The sequence below is a fragment of the Marinobacter sp. genome (assembly GCF_041687235.1).
Taxonomy (GTDB): Bacteria; Pseudomonadota; Gammaproteobacteria; order Pseudomonadales; family Oleiphilaceae; genus Marinobacter.
The window spans coordinates 334,611-351,536 of sequence record NZ_JAWLCH010000003.1 but is presented as its reverse complement, the minus strand read 5'-3'; the positions used below and the strand labels follow the sequence as shown (position 1 = coordinate 351,536).

At 57.2% G+C, this 16,926-nt stretch carries 19 protein-coding genes; 10 read left to right on the top strand and 9 right to left on the bottom strand.

Annotated features, from left to right (window positions below):
• Positions 1-17: 17 nt before the first annotated feature.
• Entirely contained in the window at positions 18-230 is a 213-nt protein-coding gene (locus ACESMK_RS07070) for a hypothetical protein (RefSeq protein ID WP_053112840.1), read from the bottom strand.
• A 99-nt stretch (positions 231-329) separates the two neighbouring features.
• Between ACESMK_RS07070 and ACESMK_RS07065 the strand changes: the two genes are divergently transcribed.
• The 3 genes from ACESMK_RS07065 to ACESMK_RS07055 all read left to right on the top strand — a co-directional run bounded on the left by ACESMK_RS07065 (position 330) and on the right by ACESMK_RS07055 (position 2,618).
• Positions 330-977, top strand: a complete 648-nt coding sequence (locus tag ACESMK_RS07065) for a DsbA family oxidoreductase (RefSeq protein ID WP_372996651.1) — start codon at positions 330-332, stop codon at positions 975-977.
• Positions 978-997: 20 nt separating this feature from the next.
• Complete coding sequence (locus tag ACESMK_RS07060) at positions 998-1,453, top strand: DUF4112 domain-containing protein (protein WP_372996649.1); 456 nt, start codon at positions 998-1,000, stop codon at positions 1,451-1,453.
• A 70-nt stretch (positions 1,454-1,523) separates the two neighbouring features.
• Positions 1,524-2,618, top strand: a complete 1,095-nt coding sequence (locus tag ACESMK_RS07055) for a GGDEF domain-containing protein (RefSeq protein ID WP_372996647.1) — start codon at positions 1,524-1,526, stop codon at positions 2,616-2,618.
• On the opposite strand, the gene ACESMK_RS07050 is transcribed toward ACESMK_RS07055, so the two are convergent.
• Positions 2,615-3,358, bottom strand: a complete 744-nt coding sequence (locus ACESMK_RS07050; RefSeq protein WP_372996645.1) for a maleate cis-trans isomerase — start codon at positions 3,356-3,358, stop codon at positions 2,615-2,617. The two genes, ACESMK_RS07055 and ACESMK_RS07050, sit on opposite strands and share 4 nt — an antisense overlap.
• A gap of 100 nt (positions 3,359-3,458) precedes the next feature.
• Here ACESMK_RS07050 and ACESMK_RS07045 point away from each other — a divergent pair, with 100 nt between their 5' ends.
• Positions 3,459-3,851, top strand: a complete 393-nt coding sequence (locus tag ACESMK_RS07045; RefSeq protein ID WP_372996643.1) for a DUF2784 domain-containing protein — start codon at positions 3,459-3,461, stop codon at positions 3,849-3,851.
• A 15-nt stretch (positions 3,852-3,866) separates the two neighbouring features.
• On the opposite strand, the gene ACESMK_RS07040 is transcribed toward ACESMK_RS07045, so the two are convergent.
• From ACESMK_RS07040 to ACESMK_RS07030, 3 genes are read right to left on the bottom strand one after another with little or no spacing between them, the layout of a single operon-like run.
• Positions 3,867-4,031 carry a DUF3185 family protein gene (locus tag ACESMK_RS07040; protein ID WP_372996721.1) on the bottom strand — a complete coding sequence of 55 codons (165 nt, stop codon included), beginning with the start codon at positions 4,029-4,031 and terminating at the stop codon, positions 3,867-3,869.
• Complete coding sequence (locus tag ACESMK_RS07035) at positions 4,028-4,252, bottom strand: hypothetical protein (protein ID WP_372996641.1); 225 nt, start codon at positions 4,250-4,252, stop codon at positions 4,028-4,030. The genes ACESMK_RS07040 and ACESMK_RS07035 overlap by 4 nt, the downstream gene beginning before the upstream one ends.
• 35 nt (positions 4,253-4,287) lie before the next feature.
• Positions 4,288-4,914, bottom strand: coding sequence for a class I SAM-dependent methyltransferase (locus ACESMK_RS07030; RefSeq protein ID WP_372996639.1), 627 nt, complete (start codon positions 4,912-4,914; stop codon positions 4,288-4,290).
• 105 nt (positions 4,915-5,019) lie between these two features.
• On the opposite strand from ACESMK_RS07030, the gene ACESMK_RS07025 reads away from it, so the two are divergent.
• The gene (locus tag ACESMK_RS07025) at positions 5,020-5,922 is read left to right on the top strand and encodes a LysR family transcriptional regulator (RefSeq protein WP_372996637.1); all 903 of its coding nucleotides are present in this window, start codon (positions 5,020-5,022) and stop codon (positions 5,920-5,922) included.
• Here the strand turns inward: ACESMK_RS07025 and ACESMK_RS07020 are convergent.
• Both ACESMK_RS07020 and ACESMK_RS07015 read right to left on the bottom strand, forming a co-directional pair.
• Complete coding sequence (locus ACESMK_RS07020) at positions 5,894-6,571, bottom strand: class I SAM-dependent methyltransferase (protein ID WP_372996635.1); 678 nt, start codon at positions 6,569-6,571, stop codon at positions 5,894-5,896. The two genes, ACESMK_RS07025 and ACESMK_RS07020, sit on opposite strands and share 29 nt — an antisense overlap.
• A complete protein-coding gene (locus tag ACESMK_RS07015; protein WP_372996633.1) occupies positions 6,568-8,001 on the bottom strand; it encodes a PLP-dependent aminotransferase family protein in 1,434 nt (477 codons plus the stop codon). The genes ACESMK_RS07020 and ACESMK_RS07015 overlap by 4 nt, the downstream gene beginning before the upstream one ends.
• 106 nt (positions 8,002-8,107) lie before the next feature.
• On the opposite strand from ACESMK_RS07015, the gene ACESMK_RS07010 reads away from it, so the two are divergent.
• Positions 8,108-8,710, top strand: a complete 603-nt coding sequence (locus ACESMK_RS07010) for a pyridoxamine 5'-phosphate oxidase family protein (protein ID WP_372996631.1) — start codon at positions 8,108-8,110, stop codon at positions 8,708-8,710.
• Between the two features lie 70 nt (positions 8,711-8,780).
• Here the strand turns inward: ACESMK_RS07010 and ycaC are convergent, their stop codons facing one another.
• On the bottom strand, positions 8,781-9,404 hold the full coding sequence (gene ycaC / locus ACESMK_RS07005; RefSeq protein ID WP_372996629.1) for an isochorismate family cysteine hydrolase YcaC: 624 nt from the start codon (positions 9,402-9,404) through the stop codon (positions 8,781-8,783).
• A 142-nt stretch (positions 9,405-9,546) separates the two neighbouring features.
• Between ycaC and ACESMK_RS07000 the strand changes: the two genes are divergently transcribed.
• The 4 genes from ACESMK_RS07000 (at position 9,547) to ACESMK_RS06985 (ending at position 13,610) form a co-directional block, all read left to right on the top strand.
• The gene (locus ACESMK_RS07000) at positions 9,547-10,455 is read left to right on the top strand and encodes a LysR family transcriptional regulator (RefSeq protein WP_372996627.1); all 909 of its coding nucleotides are present in this window, start codon (positions 9,547-9,549) and stop codon (positions 10,453-10,455) included.
• A gap of 26 nt (positions 10,456-10,481) precedes the next feature.
• Positions 10,482-10,805 carry a hypothetical protein gene (locus ACESMK_RS06995; RefSeq protein ID WP_372996625.1) on the top strand — a complete coding sequence of 108 codons (324 nt, stop codon included), beginning with the start codon at positions 10,482-10,484 and terminating at the stop codon, positions 10,803-10,805.
• Between the two features lie 28 nt (positions 10,806-10,833).
• Positions 10,834-11,739, top strand: a complete 906-nt coding sequence (locus ACESMK_RS06990) for a homocysteine S-methyltransferase family protein (protein WP_372996623.1) — start codon at positions 10,834-10,836, stop codon at positions 11,737-11,739.
• Positions 11,740-11,906: 167 nt separating this feature from the next.
• Positions 11,907-13,610, top strand: a complete 1,704-nt coding sequence (locus tag ACESMK_RS06985; RefSeq protein WP_372996621.1) for a BamA/TamA family outer membrane protein — start codon at positions 11,907-11,909, stop codon at positions 13,608-13,610.
• A gap of 9 nt (positions 13,611-13,619) precedes the next feature.
• On the opposite strand, the gene ACESMK_RS06980 is transcribed toward ACESMK_RS06985, so the two are convergent.
• A complete protein-coding gene (locus tag ACESMK_RS06980; RefSeq protein WP_372996619.1) occupies positions 13,620-16,901 on the bottom strand; it encodes a carboxyl transferase domain-containing protein in 3,282 nt (1,093 codons plus the stop codon).
• Positions 16,902-16,926: the final 25 nt, after the last annotated feature.

Sequence of the window (16,926 nt, the reverse complement as noted above, 5' to 3'; positions counted from 1 at the left end):
CCTGGAGGGCGGTCGACTCAGTAACAGGAATTCGGTGACGAGTCCGGGTTGATTTCGCCGGAGACTTCCTCCGGATCGATACCGTGACTGATCAGTACTTCCCGCACAAAATTCACCTGAGCCAGAATTCTGTCAGCATCATCTCCGTATTCAAACCGGTTGATCTCGACCGGCTGGGGCATGAAGGTAAAGGCGGTTTTCAGGGCGGTGAGTGTATCTTCGTCGGCCATTGGGGTGGTCCTCTACGGCTGTTAAAGGTTGGTTCTGAGGAGTATACGTGAACGTTCGTGTTAGGCTAATTCATCTTCCTCAACCCGACGGGATTATCCATGCCACGAATCCATATCGACATCGTTTCAGATATTGCCTGCCCCTGGTGCGCGATTGGTTATGCCCGGCTGGAGCAGGCCATGGAACAACTGACACCTGAGTATGACTTTGGTCTCCAATGGCATGCCTTTGAACTGAACCCCGATCACGCTGGTGAGGGTGAGCCCATACTTCCCGCTCTGGCCCGAAAATACGGCCGCAGTGAGCAGGAAATGCGTGCCAGCCAGAACCAGATGATGGCCATCGCCAAAGATCTTGGCCTCAACTTCGAGAAAATGCAGGAACGCTTCACCTGCAATACCTTCGATGCTCACCGTCTGGTGAAGTGGGCCGGTGAGCAGGGCAAACAGACGGAGATGAAGCAGGCGCTCTTCGAGGCCTATTTCGGGAGGGCGGAGGATGTGTCTGACCACCAAGTGCTGCTGAGCTGTGTTGAACGGCTGGGGCTGGACCCTGAAAAGGCTCGAGACATTCTGGAATCCGATCAGTACGCCAGGGTGGTCCGGCAGGATGAAGCAACCTATCAACGGGCAGGCGTTTCTGCCGTCCCGGCGTTTATCATCAACGGGAAGTACCTTATCTCCGGCGCCCAGGAGCCCGATACGCTGGTGCAGGCGTTCGAGGAAATCGGCGCAAAGCCCGAGTGAAATCTCGAACTGGAGCGGACATGGCGAAACCTTCCGAGGCCCGACAGCGGGCCATTCTGGCGCGGCTGGACAAGTTCAGCCGCTTTACCGACAGCAGTATTGAGCTTCCGTTTACCAAGATCCGGATCGGAGCAGATGCGGTTATCGGCTTGTTGCCCGTGGTGGGGGACGCGGCTGGCCTGGTGCTATCCGGCTATGTGCTGATTGAGGCACAGCGGGCCGGCGCCAGTAAGGCCGTAAAGCTCCGTATGCTCCGCAATATGGGTGTCGACTTCCTGGGTGGCCTGTTGCCCGTTGTGGGTGATGCCTTTGATGCCGTCTACAAAGCCAACACCCGCAACACCCGCCTGCTCAGAAACTATCTGGAAAAAGAGTTGGCGATTGAGCCACCCCCACCACCGTTTCCCTGGATGACTGTTTTCTGGTTATCCGTGGTGCTCGCTGTTGTGACCGGTGGACTTACGCTTGTGTTCTGAATCGGCTAGACACTGGTGCTGGGTCGAGGAATCTGTTTAGATCTGGCTGGTACAGGGAATAAAGTGCGCCGTGAGCTCTACTTTTATGCCGACTCCTTCGGTTGAATCAAATACCGTATCCCCCCGCGACATGCTTATGCTGCGCCTCTCCATCGTGGTTGGCGGTATTCTGATCTCTCTGTTCATGATTGGTGACCTTCAGTTGATTCCGCCTGAACTGGCGGGTTCTTACATCACCAACAGAGCCCTCATTCAACTTCCGATTCTTGCTGGCTTGCTTGCTTTCACCTTCGTGTCGCAGTTTCTCCGCTTCGCACAAACGGCCTTCCTGGCGACCGTTCTCAGCATCACCTACGCCAATTACTACCTGATCCATGTGGCCTGGGAACAGGCGGCATTCAGTTTTCCCTATGAGGGGACGCTGCTGTATGCCTTCTTCGGTTTCTTTGTTTTCGGAATGAAGTTCTACTACGCGTTAACCGCGATGCTGATCAGTTCGCTCGGCTTTGTCGGTTTGATGGCGCTGGATTCGGTCTACGGTGAGCGAACATGGATGAATGCCGGGTTCGTGGTTGGCTCACTGTTTGTCGGTGTGATTGGCAGGCACAGGATTGATCGATTGCTGGGGAAGCTGGAGGATGCTAATGAGCAGTTGGTTGGCCTGAGCACCGTCGATGGACTGACGGATCTATTCAATCGCCGGGCTCTGATGAGTGAATCAGAGCGCCTGTTTGCCTTGCAGCGGCGTTCCAATCAGCCGCTCGCCGTATTCATGATGGATCTTGATAATTTCAAGCAGTTCAACGATCGCTATGGCCACCAGGAGGGCGATCGAGCTATTCGTTTGCAGGCGGACATCATGAGGCAGGTATTCAAGCGACAGACGGATATTCTCGGGCGCTACGGTGGCGAGGAATTCATGGCGGTGATTGAGAGCGAGCATGCTGACCGTTTAGAACGGCTTGCGGCAGAGATTCTTGAAGAATGGCAAGAGCGTGCTGTGCCAAACGAGGGTAGCCCCGACAGCAGGGTACTCAGTTGCTCGATCGGGATTTGCCAGGGACTTGCCAGCGAATTCGATTCAATCGACGACATGATCCGAAGGGCCGACGAAGCCCTGTACTGTGCGAAAAAACAGGGCAGGGCGCGCTACGTAATGGCTTAACCCTCAGGCATCTTCTTGAATAGGTGCCCAAGCCCGTCCCGAGGTTTCAGTTTCGCGCACAATCGCAGCGCCTCCCAGAAACTGGCCTGATTTGCGGTAAGCACTGGCTGCCCGATTGCCTTTTCCAGATCCTCGAGCCAAGCCGCAGAGTGGAGAGCTGTGTCTGGAATCAGCAGGGCATCGGCCTCTTTTCTGACGTTGGCCAGCGCGAATTCGATAACTGCGTCTTTTTCAAGCAAACCGACTTCCGCGGCTGTGATAATTCCGCGGCTGGCCAGATGCACGACTTCGATATCGAAATGATTGAGGAAAGCCCTGAAACGCTGCGCGACCTCCTCGGGGTAGGTGGCAGCAATGGCCACCCGCTTGGCATCGATGGCTTTTATCGCCCTGGCAAATGCCATTGCGGTTGTGGACGCTGGTACACCAAGCTCTTTCTCGAGCGTGTCGATCTGGTGGCGAATGCCGTCAAGGCCAAGAACAAAGCTCGCACTGGTGGATGTCCACATCACCGACTCAATCCCTGAATCAGCCAGTGCTTCGGCGCCTTTTGAAAGACGACCGATGCTGCCCATCTCACTGAGGGCTTCAACGGTGTGGGCGTCCTCCAGGAATTCGGTGTGGACGAGAGTTACCTGTGCCGGGGGCTCTATCATGGAACCCATCAGGGGGTAATCGTCTTCGGCTGCATGGCCCGGGTAGAGGAATCCGAGCCTTGCTGGAAGTGGGCTGTGGCTCATTGGTCGCTCCCTCACTGTCAGTGATTGACGTGCCTGTACAATAGCCCAAAACTGGCAACTCAGCAGTCTTTGGAGATTAGCGAGTCTTTGGAGAGTAGCGATGGACAGCCAATGGTTACTGATTTTTGCTGATGCGCTTCTGGTCCTGCATACGATGCTAGTGGTTTTTGTCATCGTTGGGCTGGTGGCGACCTTTGCGGGCTATTTCCTGCAGTGGCAGTGGGTTCGCAATTTCTGGTTCCGGCTGAGCCACCTGGCGGTTATTGCTATTGTCGTTCTGCAGTCCTGGCTGGGCGTGTTGTGCCCGCTTACGAGCTGGGAAATGGCGCTTCGGGCAAAGGCCGGAGAGGCGGGTTACGAAGGATCGTTCATCCAGCACTGGCTGCAGTCCATCCTGTACTACAGTGCGCCGGAGTGGGTGTTTATCGTGGCTTACACGGTTTTTGGAGCGCTGGTCCTGGCCAGCTGGATTCTGGTCAGGCCCCAGCGTTGAAAAAAGTGGTGAGGCTTATTTCTTGAAAAACAGAAGGAAGGCGCCCGCTGCCGCCGAGGCTGCCCCGCCAATCAGGTACCACATGGTCTGGTCTGTAAAACGCCCAGTGACGGTTTCGGTCAGCTGGTTCCCCAGAGACTGGGTTGATTGGCGCTGAAATACAGCTTGCCGTGGGTTCAGGGAAGCTTGCCATCCGCTTCTGGTTTTTCCAACAGTTCTTTCCTTTCGCGCTGATATTTATCAAAGGGTTTGTTCGTGCGTTCCAGGCATTCGAAGTAGGTCGATGGGGGTTCGTTGGCGCAGTCATTCCGTTGATTTATTTGAGCGTTCTCATAGACAGCTCTGTGGCTGCAGCCGGTGGTCAATGCGATGAGGGCGATTAGGGAAAGTGTTGTCTTCATTGGTCGACATTGCTCTTCTGATGATGACCTCAGTCCTATTCTGGTTTCCTGGCGATCAGGAAGTAAACGTCTTTTGAGGTTTCAGGCACCCAGCGATAATCAATCTGGAATCCGGCGCACTCCAGATGCCTCTCTAACTGACAACGGGACAAGAAATTTACATAAGGCGCGAGTCGCAGACCTCGGGCCAGGGAAGCGACTGGTTTCAAATAGGGGCAAGTATCTTGAAGGCAGGCGGTATTGCTGACGAACACACCGCAGGGTTTGAGCATGTTGAAAACCTGGTTTATGGCGCGCTCCGGGTCTCGGAGCAGGTGCAGGATGTTCAATCCCAGAATCGCGTCGAACGCTTGCTGCCGATGTTGCATGTCCTCAAGCGTGGCAACGACGAAACGAAGATTGTGGAGAGCATTTTCTGCCATCCTCTCCCGGGCAATGTCGATCATTCGGGAGGAGGCGTCGGTCGCAAGGTAGCTGCGGACTTTGGGGGCATGGATCAAAGCTGTGGACCCGGTGCCGCAGCCGAACTCCAGCACGTCCATTTCAGGGTGGAAGTACGTTTGGGTAAGGACGATCTTTCTCAGATAGGCGTTCTGGTCTGCAATAGGGCGCCGGGCGTAACGGGCAGCACTTCGGTTCCAGAAATTGACAGACGAGCTCATGAACTCTCCTTTCCAGCCTGGCGGCATAAATTCAGTGAACCTATTCTATCTGTGCAAATCTGTTGGTAGTATTGCCATAAATGTATTGCTGATATGCAATATTGAATGAATTGGCAATCTGTGAATTTCGATTGGAACCGGGCTCGAGCCTTTCTCGTGACTGCCGAGGAAGGATCTCTGTCTGCTGCCGCAAAAGCTCTGGGGGTATCTCAGCCAACCCTTGGCAGGCAGGTTGCTGCGTTGGAAGAAGAACTGTCCACCGCGCTTTTTGAGCGGGGTGGTCGGGGGTTGGAGCTAACGCAGGCGGGTCTCGATTTGCTGGCCTATGTTCGAGCAATGGGTGAGGCTGCCAGCAGCCTATCGCTCGCGGCAACCGGTCGGGCAACGTCCATTGAAGGCGAGATTGCGATTTCGGCATCGGAGATCACAGCGGCCTACATTCTGCCGCCGATTATCCACAGACTCCGACATCAGTATCCGGGCGTTCGCGTCAATCTTGTTGCCTCCAACGAGGCTAGCGATCTTCGACGCCGTGCAGCAGATATTGCCATACGTAATTTTCGACCTACCGAACCTGATCTGATTGCCCGCAAGGTAGGGGAATTCTCAGCGACTCTCTACGCCAGGCCGGAACTCCTTGCCACTGTGCCATCGCTTTGCAATGGAGACTTTTGTGAGGGGCCGTTCATAGGCTTTCTGTCGAACAACGCGGCTTACGTGGGCGCATTATCGACGCGTGGCATCAGGCTTCGGGAGGAGAACTTTGTCGCAAAGACGGACAGTCACCTGGTGCATTGGCAAATGACTCGGGCGGGTATCGGTATTGGCATGATGCCCGTTGAGTTGGGCGATGCAGAGCCTGATGTTGAGAGAGTCTTCGAGGATAAGGTGTTCGGCGGCGATGTCTGGCTCGTCTCGCATCGGGAACTCAGGATGAACCTTCGGGTTCGGACGGTCTTTGATTTTCTGGCTGCTGAACTTACCGAGTATTTTGAACCACAAAAATGATCGATTGGGGTGGTTGGCCCCCGGTGTAAGGTTCCCTGATCTCCCGCAACGTCAATCCCGTTTTCGTGAACAGGTTCAGCCAACCAGAGAGCGTTCGAAAGTACCAGGGAGCAGGCTCACCGAAATCGCCAGGAAGGCCAGCCCAGGTGCCAGGCTTCCACCCATCCGAGTATTCCCCCTCATGGAAAAAGGCGACAGGGTGCAGAGTCTGTATGACGCACACGCCACTCGGGTTGAGAAGCTCGGGCAGAGCTTTGAGAAACGCACAAGTTGAGGTGTTTCCCAGCAAGGCAAAGTTGTTCACGACAAGGTCAAACCTGCCCAATCCGGTTGTTTGGAGTTGTTCGTAGTCGAGGACCCTGAACGTTTCACTTCCCTGGCGCCGGGCATGGTCGATCAATTCTGGCACGGCATCTATTCCGGTACTCCGGTAGCCAAGGCGGGTCAGTTCCCTGACCAACCAGCCCTCGCCACACCCCGCGTCCAGAATGGAGCCGCCTGCAGGCGAATAATCTTCAATCACGCGTAAAACAGCGCTGGTGGTCAGAGTGCCCGGCGCACGAATGGCTGCTTGTTCCACGGCCCTGATCCAGGGACCGGCATTTGCATTCCATGCGGTAAGAATCTGTTTTTCGTGCTTTGATGTCATGGTTTGGCGAGCCCCGATCGCAGGCTGTTGACGCATTCTCTGATCTCGCGCTCATTGGCGCTGGCAAACCCCATAACCAGCCCGGTTCTGGCGGAATCTCCCAGGAAGTGCGCGCTCAGCGGTGTACTTCCAAATCCCCTGGTTTTCAGCCATTGGCTGACCGTCAGGTCGTCAAAATCTCCTTCAAGTACGAGGTGCATCCCGGCGCTTTCCGCCACTGGTTGAGCAAGACCGCCGAGCTTTTCCGTAACCTCACGCTGGAACAGTTGCCACTTGTCCCGGTATAGCTGGCGCATGCGCCGCAGATGGCGTGTGAACTGACCACTCTCAATGAATTCGGCGATGGTTGCCTGGGTAAGAAGGGGCGTTTCGCCGCCGCTGATCTGCTTCGCCCAGAGTAAGGGTTCGACCACTGGCTCTGGGACCACCAGATAGCCTACCCTTAATGCCGGCAGCAGCGTTTTGCTGAAACTGCCCATGTAGAGCACGGGCGCATGCTCGAACAGGCCCTGAATGGCAGCGAAGGGCTTGTTGTAGAAGTGGAATTCGCTGTCGTAGTCGTCCTCGATGATCCAGCACTCATTGCGGTGGGCCCATTGAACAAGCGCCATGCGCTGGGACAGGTCCAGAATGCCGCCCATGGGGTATTGGTGCGTGGGTGTGCAGAACAGGAGTCTGGCCCTGGCAGGCTCAAGGCCAGGCAACGCTTCCACATCCAGAACCTGGTTTCTAAGGGGTATTGGAATCAGTGGGTTGCCAAAACGGCCAAGTGCATTTCGGGCGCCACGGTATCCGGGGTTTTCACACAGGATGCTGTCATCCCGCTGCAAAAACACATCCGCAAGCAGCGAGAGTGCCTGTTGTGCGCCGTTGGTGATGATGACTTGATGCTCTTCGCAGCGAACACCGCGGGAGGTGCTCAGGTAGGCGGCGATGGCGCGTCTCAGGGGCTGATATCCCTGGATACTGTCATAACCCCGGAGTGACCGGCGGCTTTCCTGATGGTGCATGATCCGGTTCCAGGTCCGGATCGGAAACGCATCAAGGTCCGGCAGGCCCGGCTGGAACGGCAAACTTGCGTCCTCAGCAGGCTTCGACTTCCCCCGTGGAAGTGCAGGCAGTGGTGGCAGTTCCATGGAGACACCACCAGGTTTGCTAAGGCCCGGCCCTGATGGGTTCACGGCCGATTTGATATCTTCATGGACGAAAATACCCTTGCCAGCACGGCTTTGAAGAAAGCCCTCGGCCTTGAGCTGTTCGTAAACCGCGTTCACCGTGTTGCGGCTGATGCCCAGGTCCTGCGCCATCTGGCGGCTGGGCGGCAGTTGGCGCCCGGCTGGGTAACGCTGGTCGAGTATCCGTTCGGACAGTCGTTGATACAGTTGGTGTTGCAATGGATGCCTGCCATCCAGCCGGATATCGTCGATCACATCAACTGGTCCTATTAAAATTCATAATCTGGATCTTTTGATGGTATCAGAAGTGCCTTTCAATAGACGTACATTTTTGAGGCGCAGGACCAGAAAGGAGCTTCTGATGACGACGATTGAACAGGCGGGAACTATGGCATCACTTCTGACTTCCTGTCCTCGTAGCAGGGTTCAGAGGGCGGCAAAGCGGGCCAGCTATGACCGTGAAACGGCCTACAGGCTGATTGATCGGCTCAAAACGGCTCACGTGGGATTTGTTGAGGAAGGCGAGCCTCGAATCATTCCGATCACTGCCTGGCGACTTGGTGATGATCTTTATCTACACACCTTGAACGGGGGACGCTTGTCCCGGCGCCTGGGGTCTGGGGCATTGCTGTGTATTTCGTTTGCGGTGACGAATGAGTGGGTGATGACCAAATCCGCGTTCCATCACAGCGCTAACTACGAGTCACTGGTGCTGTTTGGGCGGGCTGAGCCGGTAAATGACGATGCCGCCTTTGACGCTGCGTTCCGTGCGATCATCAACCAGCTAGAGCCAGGGCGGTGGGAGCAGGTGAGGACACCGAATGACAAGGAGCGAAAGGCAACTGCGTTGTTCCGGATACCGATTGAAGAAGGGGCGTTCAAAAGCCGCACCGGCGGTCCGAATGACGATCCGGAGGATCTGGCACTGCCGGTCTGGCATGGGACTCTGCCTGCCGGGGGCTGATTCCGGATTATTCCCGGCTGAGCACCTCCGGCCAATCCGCTCTGGTGGTCGGTGGCGCTCAGCCTGGATATCACTTTGAGGTCAACGCTGTGTAGCTGTTCATCAGGTTCCGGTAATCCGGAATGTGGTTGGAGAACAGCTGGCCGAGGCCCTCAATGTCGTTTCTCCAGTCCCTGTGCAGTTCGCAGGCCACGCCAAACCAGGTAATCAGCTGGGCACCGGCTGCCGACATGCGATCCAACGCGGAATCCCGTGTCAGTTCATTGAATGTTCCGGAGGCGTCGGTTACAACAAACACATCGAAGTCTTCAGCAAGTGCCGACAGTGTCGGGAAGGCCACGCATACCTCGGTCACTACGCCTGCGATGATCAGTTGTTTCTTACCGGTTGCCTTGACGGCCTGCACGAAGTCTTCGTTATCCCAGGCGTTGATCTGGCCGGGACGGGCAATGTACGGGGCGTCCGGAAACGTCTCTTTCAGTTCTGGAACCAGTGGGCCGTTCGGGCCGTCTTCAAAGCTGGTAGTCAGGATTGTCGGCAATTGAAAGTACTTTGCCAGATCCGACAGAGCGAGAACGTTGTTCTTGAATTTGTCCGGGTCGATATCGCGCACCAGGGATAGCAGGCCGGTTTGGTGGTCTACGAGGAGCACCGCGGCATCGTTTTTGTCGAGGCGAACATAGGGCTTGCTCATGATTATCTCCTTTCAGATGTTGGGGCCAACCCGCTGGTAATAAGACCAACGGTGGTCACATTCAGGCTAAATCAGAGTTGAATTGGTGATAAGAGTGCTAAAATAGGCTTCAGTGTTCCATTTTTAGAACAGCGGTTAGGCCATGCAAGATCTGAACGATCTTTATTACTTCGTGAAAGTCGTCGAATCCGGTGGTTTTGCGCCGGCGGAGCGGGCCATTGGCATTCCAAAGTCAAAGCTCAGCCGACGCGTTGCTTCGCTTGAGGATCGGCTTGGCGTAAGACTCTTGCACCGATCGACCCGGCGGTTTTCAGTTACCGATATTGGGCAGCGGTATTACGAGCACTGCCAGGCGATGCTGGTCGAAGCGGAGGCGGCTGAAGAGGCGGTGGACCAGGTGCGGGGAGAGCCCTGTGGAACAATAAAAGTAACCTGCCCGGTGGGCCTGCTGCATTTTCATGTCGGCGAAATGGTGGGTGAATTCATGAGTCGCTACCCAAGGGTGTCGGTCGAGCTGGAAGCAACCAACCGCCGTGTTGATGTGCTTGCGGAGGGTGTGGACGTGGCACTTCGTGTTCGCCCTCTGCCACTGGAGGACAGTGATCTGATATTGCGTATTTTGTCGGACCGCGGGCAATGTCTTGTAGCCAGCCCGGCCCTTGTCGACCGAATGGGCGGGCTACCTGAGGATCCAGCAAGCCTTTCGCAGTGGCCGGCCCTGACTCGCTCCGGCTCGCTTGCAGAGCAGGTATGGACTCTGTATGACAAAACCGGCGAGCGAAAGGACGTCGCTTACACCCCTCGCTACGCAACCACGGATATGGAAGCTCTCAAGAAGGCGGCCCTTTCTGGAGCCGGCGTTGTCCAGCTCCCCTTGCTCATGCTTAACGAGGAACTGAGCAGCGGTGCACTTGTCTGGTTGCTGCGCGATTGGGAGCCGCGGCGGGAAGTCATCCATTTGGTGTTTCCCTCGCGCCGGGGGATGTTGCCAGCGGTGAGAGCCTTCATCGACTACCTGGCCGAGTGCTACTCTGAGATCAGTGAGAACTGAGCGTTTGTCTTTGCATAAGGATTCCGATGTCTGAAGATCCATTGAAAACCCTGTCCGACCTTGCCAGCGACGCCCATGCCCGCATCCAGGCAACCCACCAGCACATCAATCCGGTGGTGGAGGTTCGCCGTGGTATGCGCGACGCCGGTATACCGGCCGATGTGATGACCATTGACTGTCTGCGCACTCGCCGAAGGATTACGCTTATACTGCACGATGAACAGCCCGGCATTCTTCTTTACCAGTTCGTGACCATTGAGGACGAAGTGGGGAATGATTTCCAGCAGATGGCGCTTGGCGACATGACGGCGACCAAGCTGTTCGATTGGATTCAGGAGTATTTCGCCTGATCAATCCTTACACCCTGACGAGTACTCTATGAAATCTGTTGCACTTCTTGATGGCGGCCTGGGCCAGGAAATCTATCGCAGGGCTATGAATGTCACTTCACTGCTCTGGTCAGTGGCGGTAATGCGGGAGCAGCCGGACGTTGTTACCGATGTCCATGCCGATTTTATCAGGGCGGGCGCCCGGACCCTGACACTGAACACCTATGCCGCAACGCCCACGCGACTGGCCAGGGAAGGTCTTGGTGACGAGATTGGTGCAATCCATCAACGGGCCTTCGAGGTATTGGAGCGCGCCATCGCGCTAACGGGCGCCGACGTTGATATCGCCGGCTGCCTGCCGCCCCTGGTCGGAAGCTATCGGAGCCAGCCTGCCCGGACCTTTGAGGATTTGAAATCGGAGTTCGATATTCTCGTTAAACTTCAGGGTGGGGCGGACGTCTTTCTCATCGAAACCATGACGAACTCGCTGGAGGCAAGCGCCGCTTGTGCAGCCGCCAGTGAATCAGGCAAGCCCTTCGGGGTGGCATTCAGACTGGAAGCCAATGGCAAGCTTCGGTCCGGAGAAACCCTCGCAGAGGCTGTCGAAGCGGTTACGCCCTCAGCGCCAACGGCTATCCTGCTTAACTGTTGCGATCCGGAGGTGATTTCGCAGGCAATGCCTGAGCTGGCAGGCCTTTTCCCCTTGACGGGAGGCTACGCTAACGCGTTCAAAACCGTCGAGCCGATGGCCAGCGGAGCATTGGTGGATGAACTGGAAGCCAGGCCGGATATTTCCCCCGGTGCCTACGCGCTGCGGGTGAAACAGTGGCTGGACGATGGCGCGAGCGTGGTTGGCGGCTGCTGTGAGATTACGCCCGAGCACATCCGCCATCTGGCCGATGTGCTTGCAGGCGACGTTGATCTGGTGTCTTTCTCGCAGCTGGCTCGACATTAGCCAGCAAGCCGGGACTTCCTGTTGGCGGGGTTACAACCCGGTGAATCAAGCCCTTTTATCGTGTGTGATGGCTGCTTTTCAGAGTCTGAGCTGGAGGCTTTCGGGGATATCATCCGGGATTGTTCTATGCTGTTAGGCAGATGTATTGTCGGCGAAATGAGGGCGGTATGGCGTTCCGGAAAGCACTTGTCGTTTCTGGGCTGACGTTGGCCTGGCCGTGTTTCGGGGCGGAATTTTCCAGTGAGGAAGGTTGCGTTGCCAGCCAGATTCAGCCCGAATCCATTGACCTGGATAAGCCAAGGGATCAACTTGCCCGCCAGGATGATCTGGTGATTCCGGAGGGCGCGCGCATTGGCAGCATCCGTATTCTTCGCCGACCCATCTTTGATACCACCGATCCGGAGCAGGATAACGCGCTGTATCGAACTTTGAACGCACTCAATACGCCTACCTGGGAATCTGCCTTGCGTGCGCAGTTGGTATTCGAGGAAGGCGATGTCTACGAGGCCGAGCTTATTTCCGAGTCCGAGCGGGTGCTGCGCCAGCGGGAGTATTTGACGGCGGCATGGGTGGGCGTGACACGCGTTTGTGGGGACGAAATCGAGGTAAGTGTTCTGACGCGGGATACCTGGACACTTTTTCCCAGCGTTGGCGTGTCGCGATCAGGAGGTGAGAACACCACCAATTTCGGACTGTCTGATCCCAATTTTGCCGGGTCAGGCAAGAGCCTTGGTATAGGCTACGCGAAGGACCCGGACCGCACCGAAACCAGTCTGTATTTTGATGATCCGAACGTCTTGGGCTCCCACTGGCAGGCGGGCTTTTCCTTTGATGAGCGCAGTGACGGCCGGGGCCGAAGTGCCTATCTCGAACGGCCGTTCTTCAGCGAGACCACGTCGTGGCGGTTCGGCGTCAGCGGCCTGGACGATGTACGGGAAGAATCCCGATTTGTCGGGGCCGAGGCCATTGCGGATTACCGTCGCAGTCAGGAATTTTTCAGCATCGACGGCGGCTGGCGGCTGGCAGAGCGTGATGACAGGCAACTTCGCCTGCTGGCGGGTTACCGTTACGATGCCCTGGAGTTTGAGCGGGTGCCTGGCGAGCCCAACCTGGACGTCCTTCCCGATGACCGCACCCTCAGTTACCCATGGGTAGGATTTGATTATCGCCAGAACCGCTTCCGCGAGATGACCAATCTGACGCGTCTCCAACGGGTGGAGGATGTGCGGGATGGATTTGTCTGGCGAACCGAGTTTGGCTATTCCGGTAGCGGGCTGGGTGCCACCGAGGACCGTGTGGTGCTGAATATGGATTTCGAGGATGCCCTGCATGCATCGGAAACCAACTACGCCAGCTACGCCCTCAGCCAGAGTGGCACTTACCGGCTTGGTGACGACCGGGTGGAGAACCTGCAGGGGACAGTGAGCGTTCAGTATTTTCACGGCGGCTCCGAGCGCTGGAATAGCTGGTACACCAACCTGGCGTTCACGGCAGCGCACAATCTGACGGCCGACCAGCAACTGCTCATTGGCGGTGAGAACGGTTTGCGCGGCTACCCCAGTGAATACCAGCAGGGTAACCGTCGTGTGCTATGGACGCTCGAGCGCCGTTATTTCCCGGACTGGCATCCATTCAAGCTGTTTCGTGTGGGTGGTGTGCTGTTCACTGACGTAGGCCGAGCCTGGTTTACCGACGACCGGAACAGTGGGCCGGATGAAGGCGTGCTGAAAGATGTTGGCTTTGGTATGCGGCTGGCGTCCAGCCGTATCGAGGTGCAACGAATGCTGCACCTGGATTTTGCCTTCCCCCTGGATGGCGATGACAGTATTGATGATGTCCAGATTCTGCTGCGAGGGAGAAGTCAGTTCTGAGGTTGGCCATCACCAGGTATCGACAAACCGCCGCTCTCCGCCAGAGCCCGGATTTCCGGCGGATGTGGAATCGAGCCCCCTGACCAGCCACGCTCGTGTTTCCTTAGGGTCGATCACTGCATCAATCTCCAGATAGCTGGCCACGTTGATGGCCTTGCCCTGCTCGTAGGCCTTGGCGACAAACGCATCGAACATCTTCTTGCGGGATTCCTCGTCGGGCTGGGCGGCCAACTCTTTGGCAAACCCCAGCCGCACGGCGCCTTCCCAGCCCATGGGCCCGAACTCACCGCTGGGCCAGGCTGCGGTGAAAAAGGGTGTGACCATGCTTCCCGCTGCCATTGCCTGTGCGCCAAGACCATAAGCCTTGCGCAGAACCACGGTGAAGAAAGGCACGTTGAGCTTGGCTGCTGTCACGAACATGCGCGAGACATGGCGAATAGTGGCCTGCTTTTCGGCTTCAGGCCCGACCATGAAACCGGGTGTATCACAGAGGGACAGTATTGGCAGGTCGTGGGCATTGCACAGCTGCATAAAGCGGGCGGCTTTGTCACCTGCATTGGCGTCGACGGCACCACCCAGATGGGCGGGATTGTTGGCGATCAGGCCCATGGGACGGCCTTCAATACGCACCAGAGCGGTTATTAGCCCTGGCGCAAATTGCTGGCGAAGTTCCAGAACACTGTCCTGATCGGCCAAGGTTTCGATGACCTGGCGGATATCGTAAACCCGCATGCGATTTTCCGGGATCAGGTGGCGGAGCAGGCGTTGATCTTCACACTGCCAGCCCTCCAACGTGCCCTGAAAGTAAGACAGGTATTGCTTCGCCGCGCGGACTGCCTCGGCTTCGTTCTCAACCGGGATATCAATCACTCCGTTGGGGCCCATAACCGAGACTGGCCCGATGTCTTCCGGGCTGAACCGCCCAAGGCCGCCGCCCTCGATCATCGCGGGCCCTGCCATGCCCAGGTTGGCATCTTCGGTGGCGATGATGGTGTCGCAACAGCCCAACAGGGCTGCATTGCCGGCGTAGCATCGGCCGGAGACAATTCCGAGCGTGGGCACTACGCCGGAGAGTCGTGCCATGCTGACAAAGGTATGGCAGTCCAGAAAGGACACGCCGTTGGTGTCGGTGTCGGATGGGCGACCACCCCCGCCTTCCGCAAATAGAACCAGTGGAATTCGCCATTGCTCGGCCAGAGCCAGGATGCGGTCTGCCTTGCGGTGATTGGCCAGCCCCTGGGTGCCGGCGAACACGGTGTAGTCGTAGGCCATGGTGGCGCAACGGCCAGCCTCGGGGCCAAACTCCGGCGCGTTCACGGTGCCGATAGCGGTAATCAGGCCATCCGCCGGGCTCAATTCAACCAGCTTGTCCACGGAACGTCGGCGACGCTGTGCCGCCAGTGCCAGGGCCCCGTATTCGTTGAAACTGCCCGGATCGAGCAGGTCTTCAACGTTTTCACGAGCGGTTCGTTGTGCGGATTTACGGCGTTTTGCGACGGCTTCCGGGCGGCGGTCATCAGTCAGCCGGTTATGGCGCTCCAGAACCTCTGTTAAATCGGCCCGGATGTACTCCAGATCAACTGTCTCTTCGCTCTGAATACTACTGGCGTCCACGTCGGCTGGTTCCAGAAAGGCCAGCGCCTGCCCTTCGTTCACCGTTGTCCCTGGTTCTGCGGCAAGTGTATGGATGATGCCGGATCGCGTTGCCTTGACCACGAATTCCATTTTCATGGCTTCAAGCACCGCGATCGGGTCGCCGATGGCGACTGAATCTCCCGGTGTAACATCAATACTGACAACAGTGCCTGAACTGGGTGCTTCGATGCCTATGGTGCCGGCCGGTGCGGGTGTGGTGCCCGGGCTGTCGGTGTCCTCCGCGGCAAATGTGTTGCCAAAGTGCAGGTGCGGATGGCTTGTACTGGTCTCTTGCGGGATCAGGGCTTCCAGGTTGTCTTCGACAAAACGGGTAGTAACCGCCCAGGTTTCAACGCTCGAGTGGCGGACCAGGTTCTGGAGCAGGCCAATATTGCTGCTGACACCGGTCAGCCGGAACTCGCAAAGGGCCCGATACAGCCGTCGGAGTGTTGATGGATAATCGCTGCCATGAGCAACCAGCTTGGCGAGCAGGGAGTCAAACGACGGGCTGACGGTATAGCCGACGTAACCATAACCATCGACTCGTAAACCCGGGCCCGACGGTGGCTCGTAGGTGCTCAGTGTGCCGGTCGCGGCGGTGGCACGACCATCAGGGCGCAGCGTTTCGCTGTTGACCCGTGCCTGGATCGCGAATCCCCGAACCGTTGGTGCAGACTCAAGGGCCAGATCCGCGAGGCTGTGGCCCGCAAGTAACTGCAGCTGGGTTTGCACAAGATCAACACCCGTGATCTCCTCGGTGACGGTGTGCTCAACCTGAATGCGGGGATTGGCCTCCATGAAATAGAAGCGGCCGGGCTGGTCCTGGTCCACCAGAAACTCAAAGGTACCGAGGCCACGGTAGTTAACGGATCTGGCCAATTTCAGGGCGCAGTCGATCATGGCGTCCCGGATCGAGGCGTCCAGTGAAGGACTCGGCGCAATCTCGATCAGCTTCTGGTTGCGCCGCTGGAGGCTGCAGTCGCGCTCCCAAAGGTGGCTGACAGCCCCGGTACCGTCGCCAACTATCTGGATTTCAATATGTCTCGCTCTATCAATCAGCTGCTCAAGGTAAAGTGATCCACTGCCGAACGCTGCCTCAGCCTCGGACTGGCAGCGCTGGAAAGCCTGCTCGAGCTCTGTTTCGGAATAGACCGCCCGCATACCTCGGCCGCCACCACCGGCAATAGCCTTGAGCATAATAGGGCCATGCTCCCTCAGGAAAGTCCGGGCTTCGCCAAGGCTCACCGGTTTGTTGATTCCCTTGATCAGAGGAACGTCGCAGCGCTCTGCCAGAGCCCGGGCTGCCGACTTGTCGCCAAACCCCTCCAGCACGTCCGGCGACGGGCCAATAAAGACCAGTCCGGCCTGCTCGCATTCGCGGGCAAAACCGGCGTTCTCCGCCAGAAAGCCGTAGCCTGGATGGACCGCCTCGCAGCCATGGGCCTTTGCAGCGTTTATCAGTTGCGCCCCATCAAGGTACGCCTTAACGCCACGGCCCGTGAGAGCCACTGCCTCATCGGCCATACGGGTATGCAGACTGCCGGCATCGTCTTCAGAGAATACGGAGACTGCCCGCAAACCGAGTTCGTTGCAGGCTCGGGCAATACGGATCGCGATTTCGCCGCGATTGGCAATCAGTACGGAGCGGAAAGTCATGGTGCCTGGTTCCCCGGGGTGTGAT

What these genes read in the sequence shown, in the direction of transcription:
- ACESMK_RS07070 (WP_053112840.1), bottom strand. Translation starts at nt 230, where the DNA reads ATGGCCGACGAAGATACACTCACCGCCCTGAAAACCGCCTTTACCTTC.
- ACESMK_RS07065 (WP_372996651.1), top strand. Translation starts at nt 330, where the DNA reads ATGCCACGAATCCATATCGACATCGTTTCAGATATTGCCTGCCCCTGG.
- ACESMK_RS07060 (WP_372996649.1), top strand. Translation starts at nt 998, where the DNA reads ATGGCGAAACCTTCCGAGGCCCGACAGCGGGCCATTCTGGCGCGGCTG.
- ACESMK_RS07050 (WP_372996645.1), bottom strand. Translation starts at nt 3,358, where the DNA reads ATGAGCCACAGCCCACTTCCAGCAAGGCTCGGATTCCTCTACCCGGGC.
- ACESMK_RS07045 (WP_372996643.1), top strand. Translation starts at nt 3,459, where the DNA reads ATGGACAGCCAATGGTTACTGATTTTTGCTGATGCGCTTCTGGTCCTG.
- ACESMK_RS07035 (WP_372996641.1), bottom strand. Translation starts at nt 4,252, where the DNA reads ATGAAGACAACACTTTCCCTAATCGCCCTCATCGCATTGACCACCGGC.
- ACESMK_RS07030 (WP_372996639.1), bottom strand. Translation starts at nt 4,914, where the DNA reads ATGAGCTCGTCTGTCAATTTCTGGAACCGAAGTGCTGCCCGTTACGCC.
- ACESMK_RS07025 (WP_372996637.1), top strand. Translation starts at nt 5,020, where the DNA reads ATGAATTGGCAATCTGTGAATTTCGATTGGAACCGGGCTCGAGCCTTT.
- ACESMK_RS07020 (WP_372996635.1), bottom strand. Translation starts at nt 6,571, where the DNA reads ATGACATCAAAGCACGAAAAACAGATTCTTACCGCATGGAATGCAAAT.
- ACESMK_RS07010 (WP_372996631.1), top strand. Translation starts at nt 8,108, where the DNA reads ATGACGACGATTGAACAGGCGGGAACTATGGCATCACTTCTGACTTCC.
- ycaC (WP_372996629.1), bottom strand. Translation starts at nt 9,404, where the DNA reads ATGAGCAAGCCCTATGTTCGCCTCGACAAAAACGATGCCGCGGTGCTC.
- ACESMK_RS07000 (WP_372996627.1), top strand. Translation starts at nt 9,547, where the DNA reads ATGCAAGATCTGAACGATCTTTATTACTTCGTGAAAGTCGTCGAATCC.
- ACESMK_RS06995 (WP_372996625.1), top strand. Translation starts at nt 10,482, where the DNA reads ATGTCTGAAGATCCATTGAAAACCCTGTCCGACCTTGCCAGCGACGCC.
- ACESMK_RS06990 (WP_372996623.1), top strand. Translation starts at nt 10,834, where the DNA reads ATGAAATCTGTTGCACTTCTTGATGGCGGCCTGGGCCAGGAAATCTAT.
- ACESMK_RS06985 (WP_372996621.1), top strand. Translation starts at nt 11,907, where the DNA reads ATGGCGTTCCGGAAAGCACTTGTCGTTTCTGGGCTGACGTTGGCCTGG.
- ACESMK_RS06980 (WP_372996619.1), bottom strand. Translation starts at nt 16,901, where the DNA reads ATGACTTTCCGCTCCGTACTGATTGCCAATCGCGGCGAAATCGCGATC.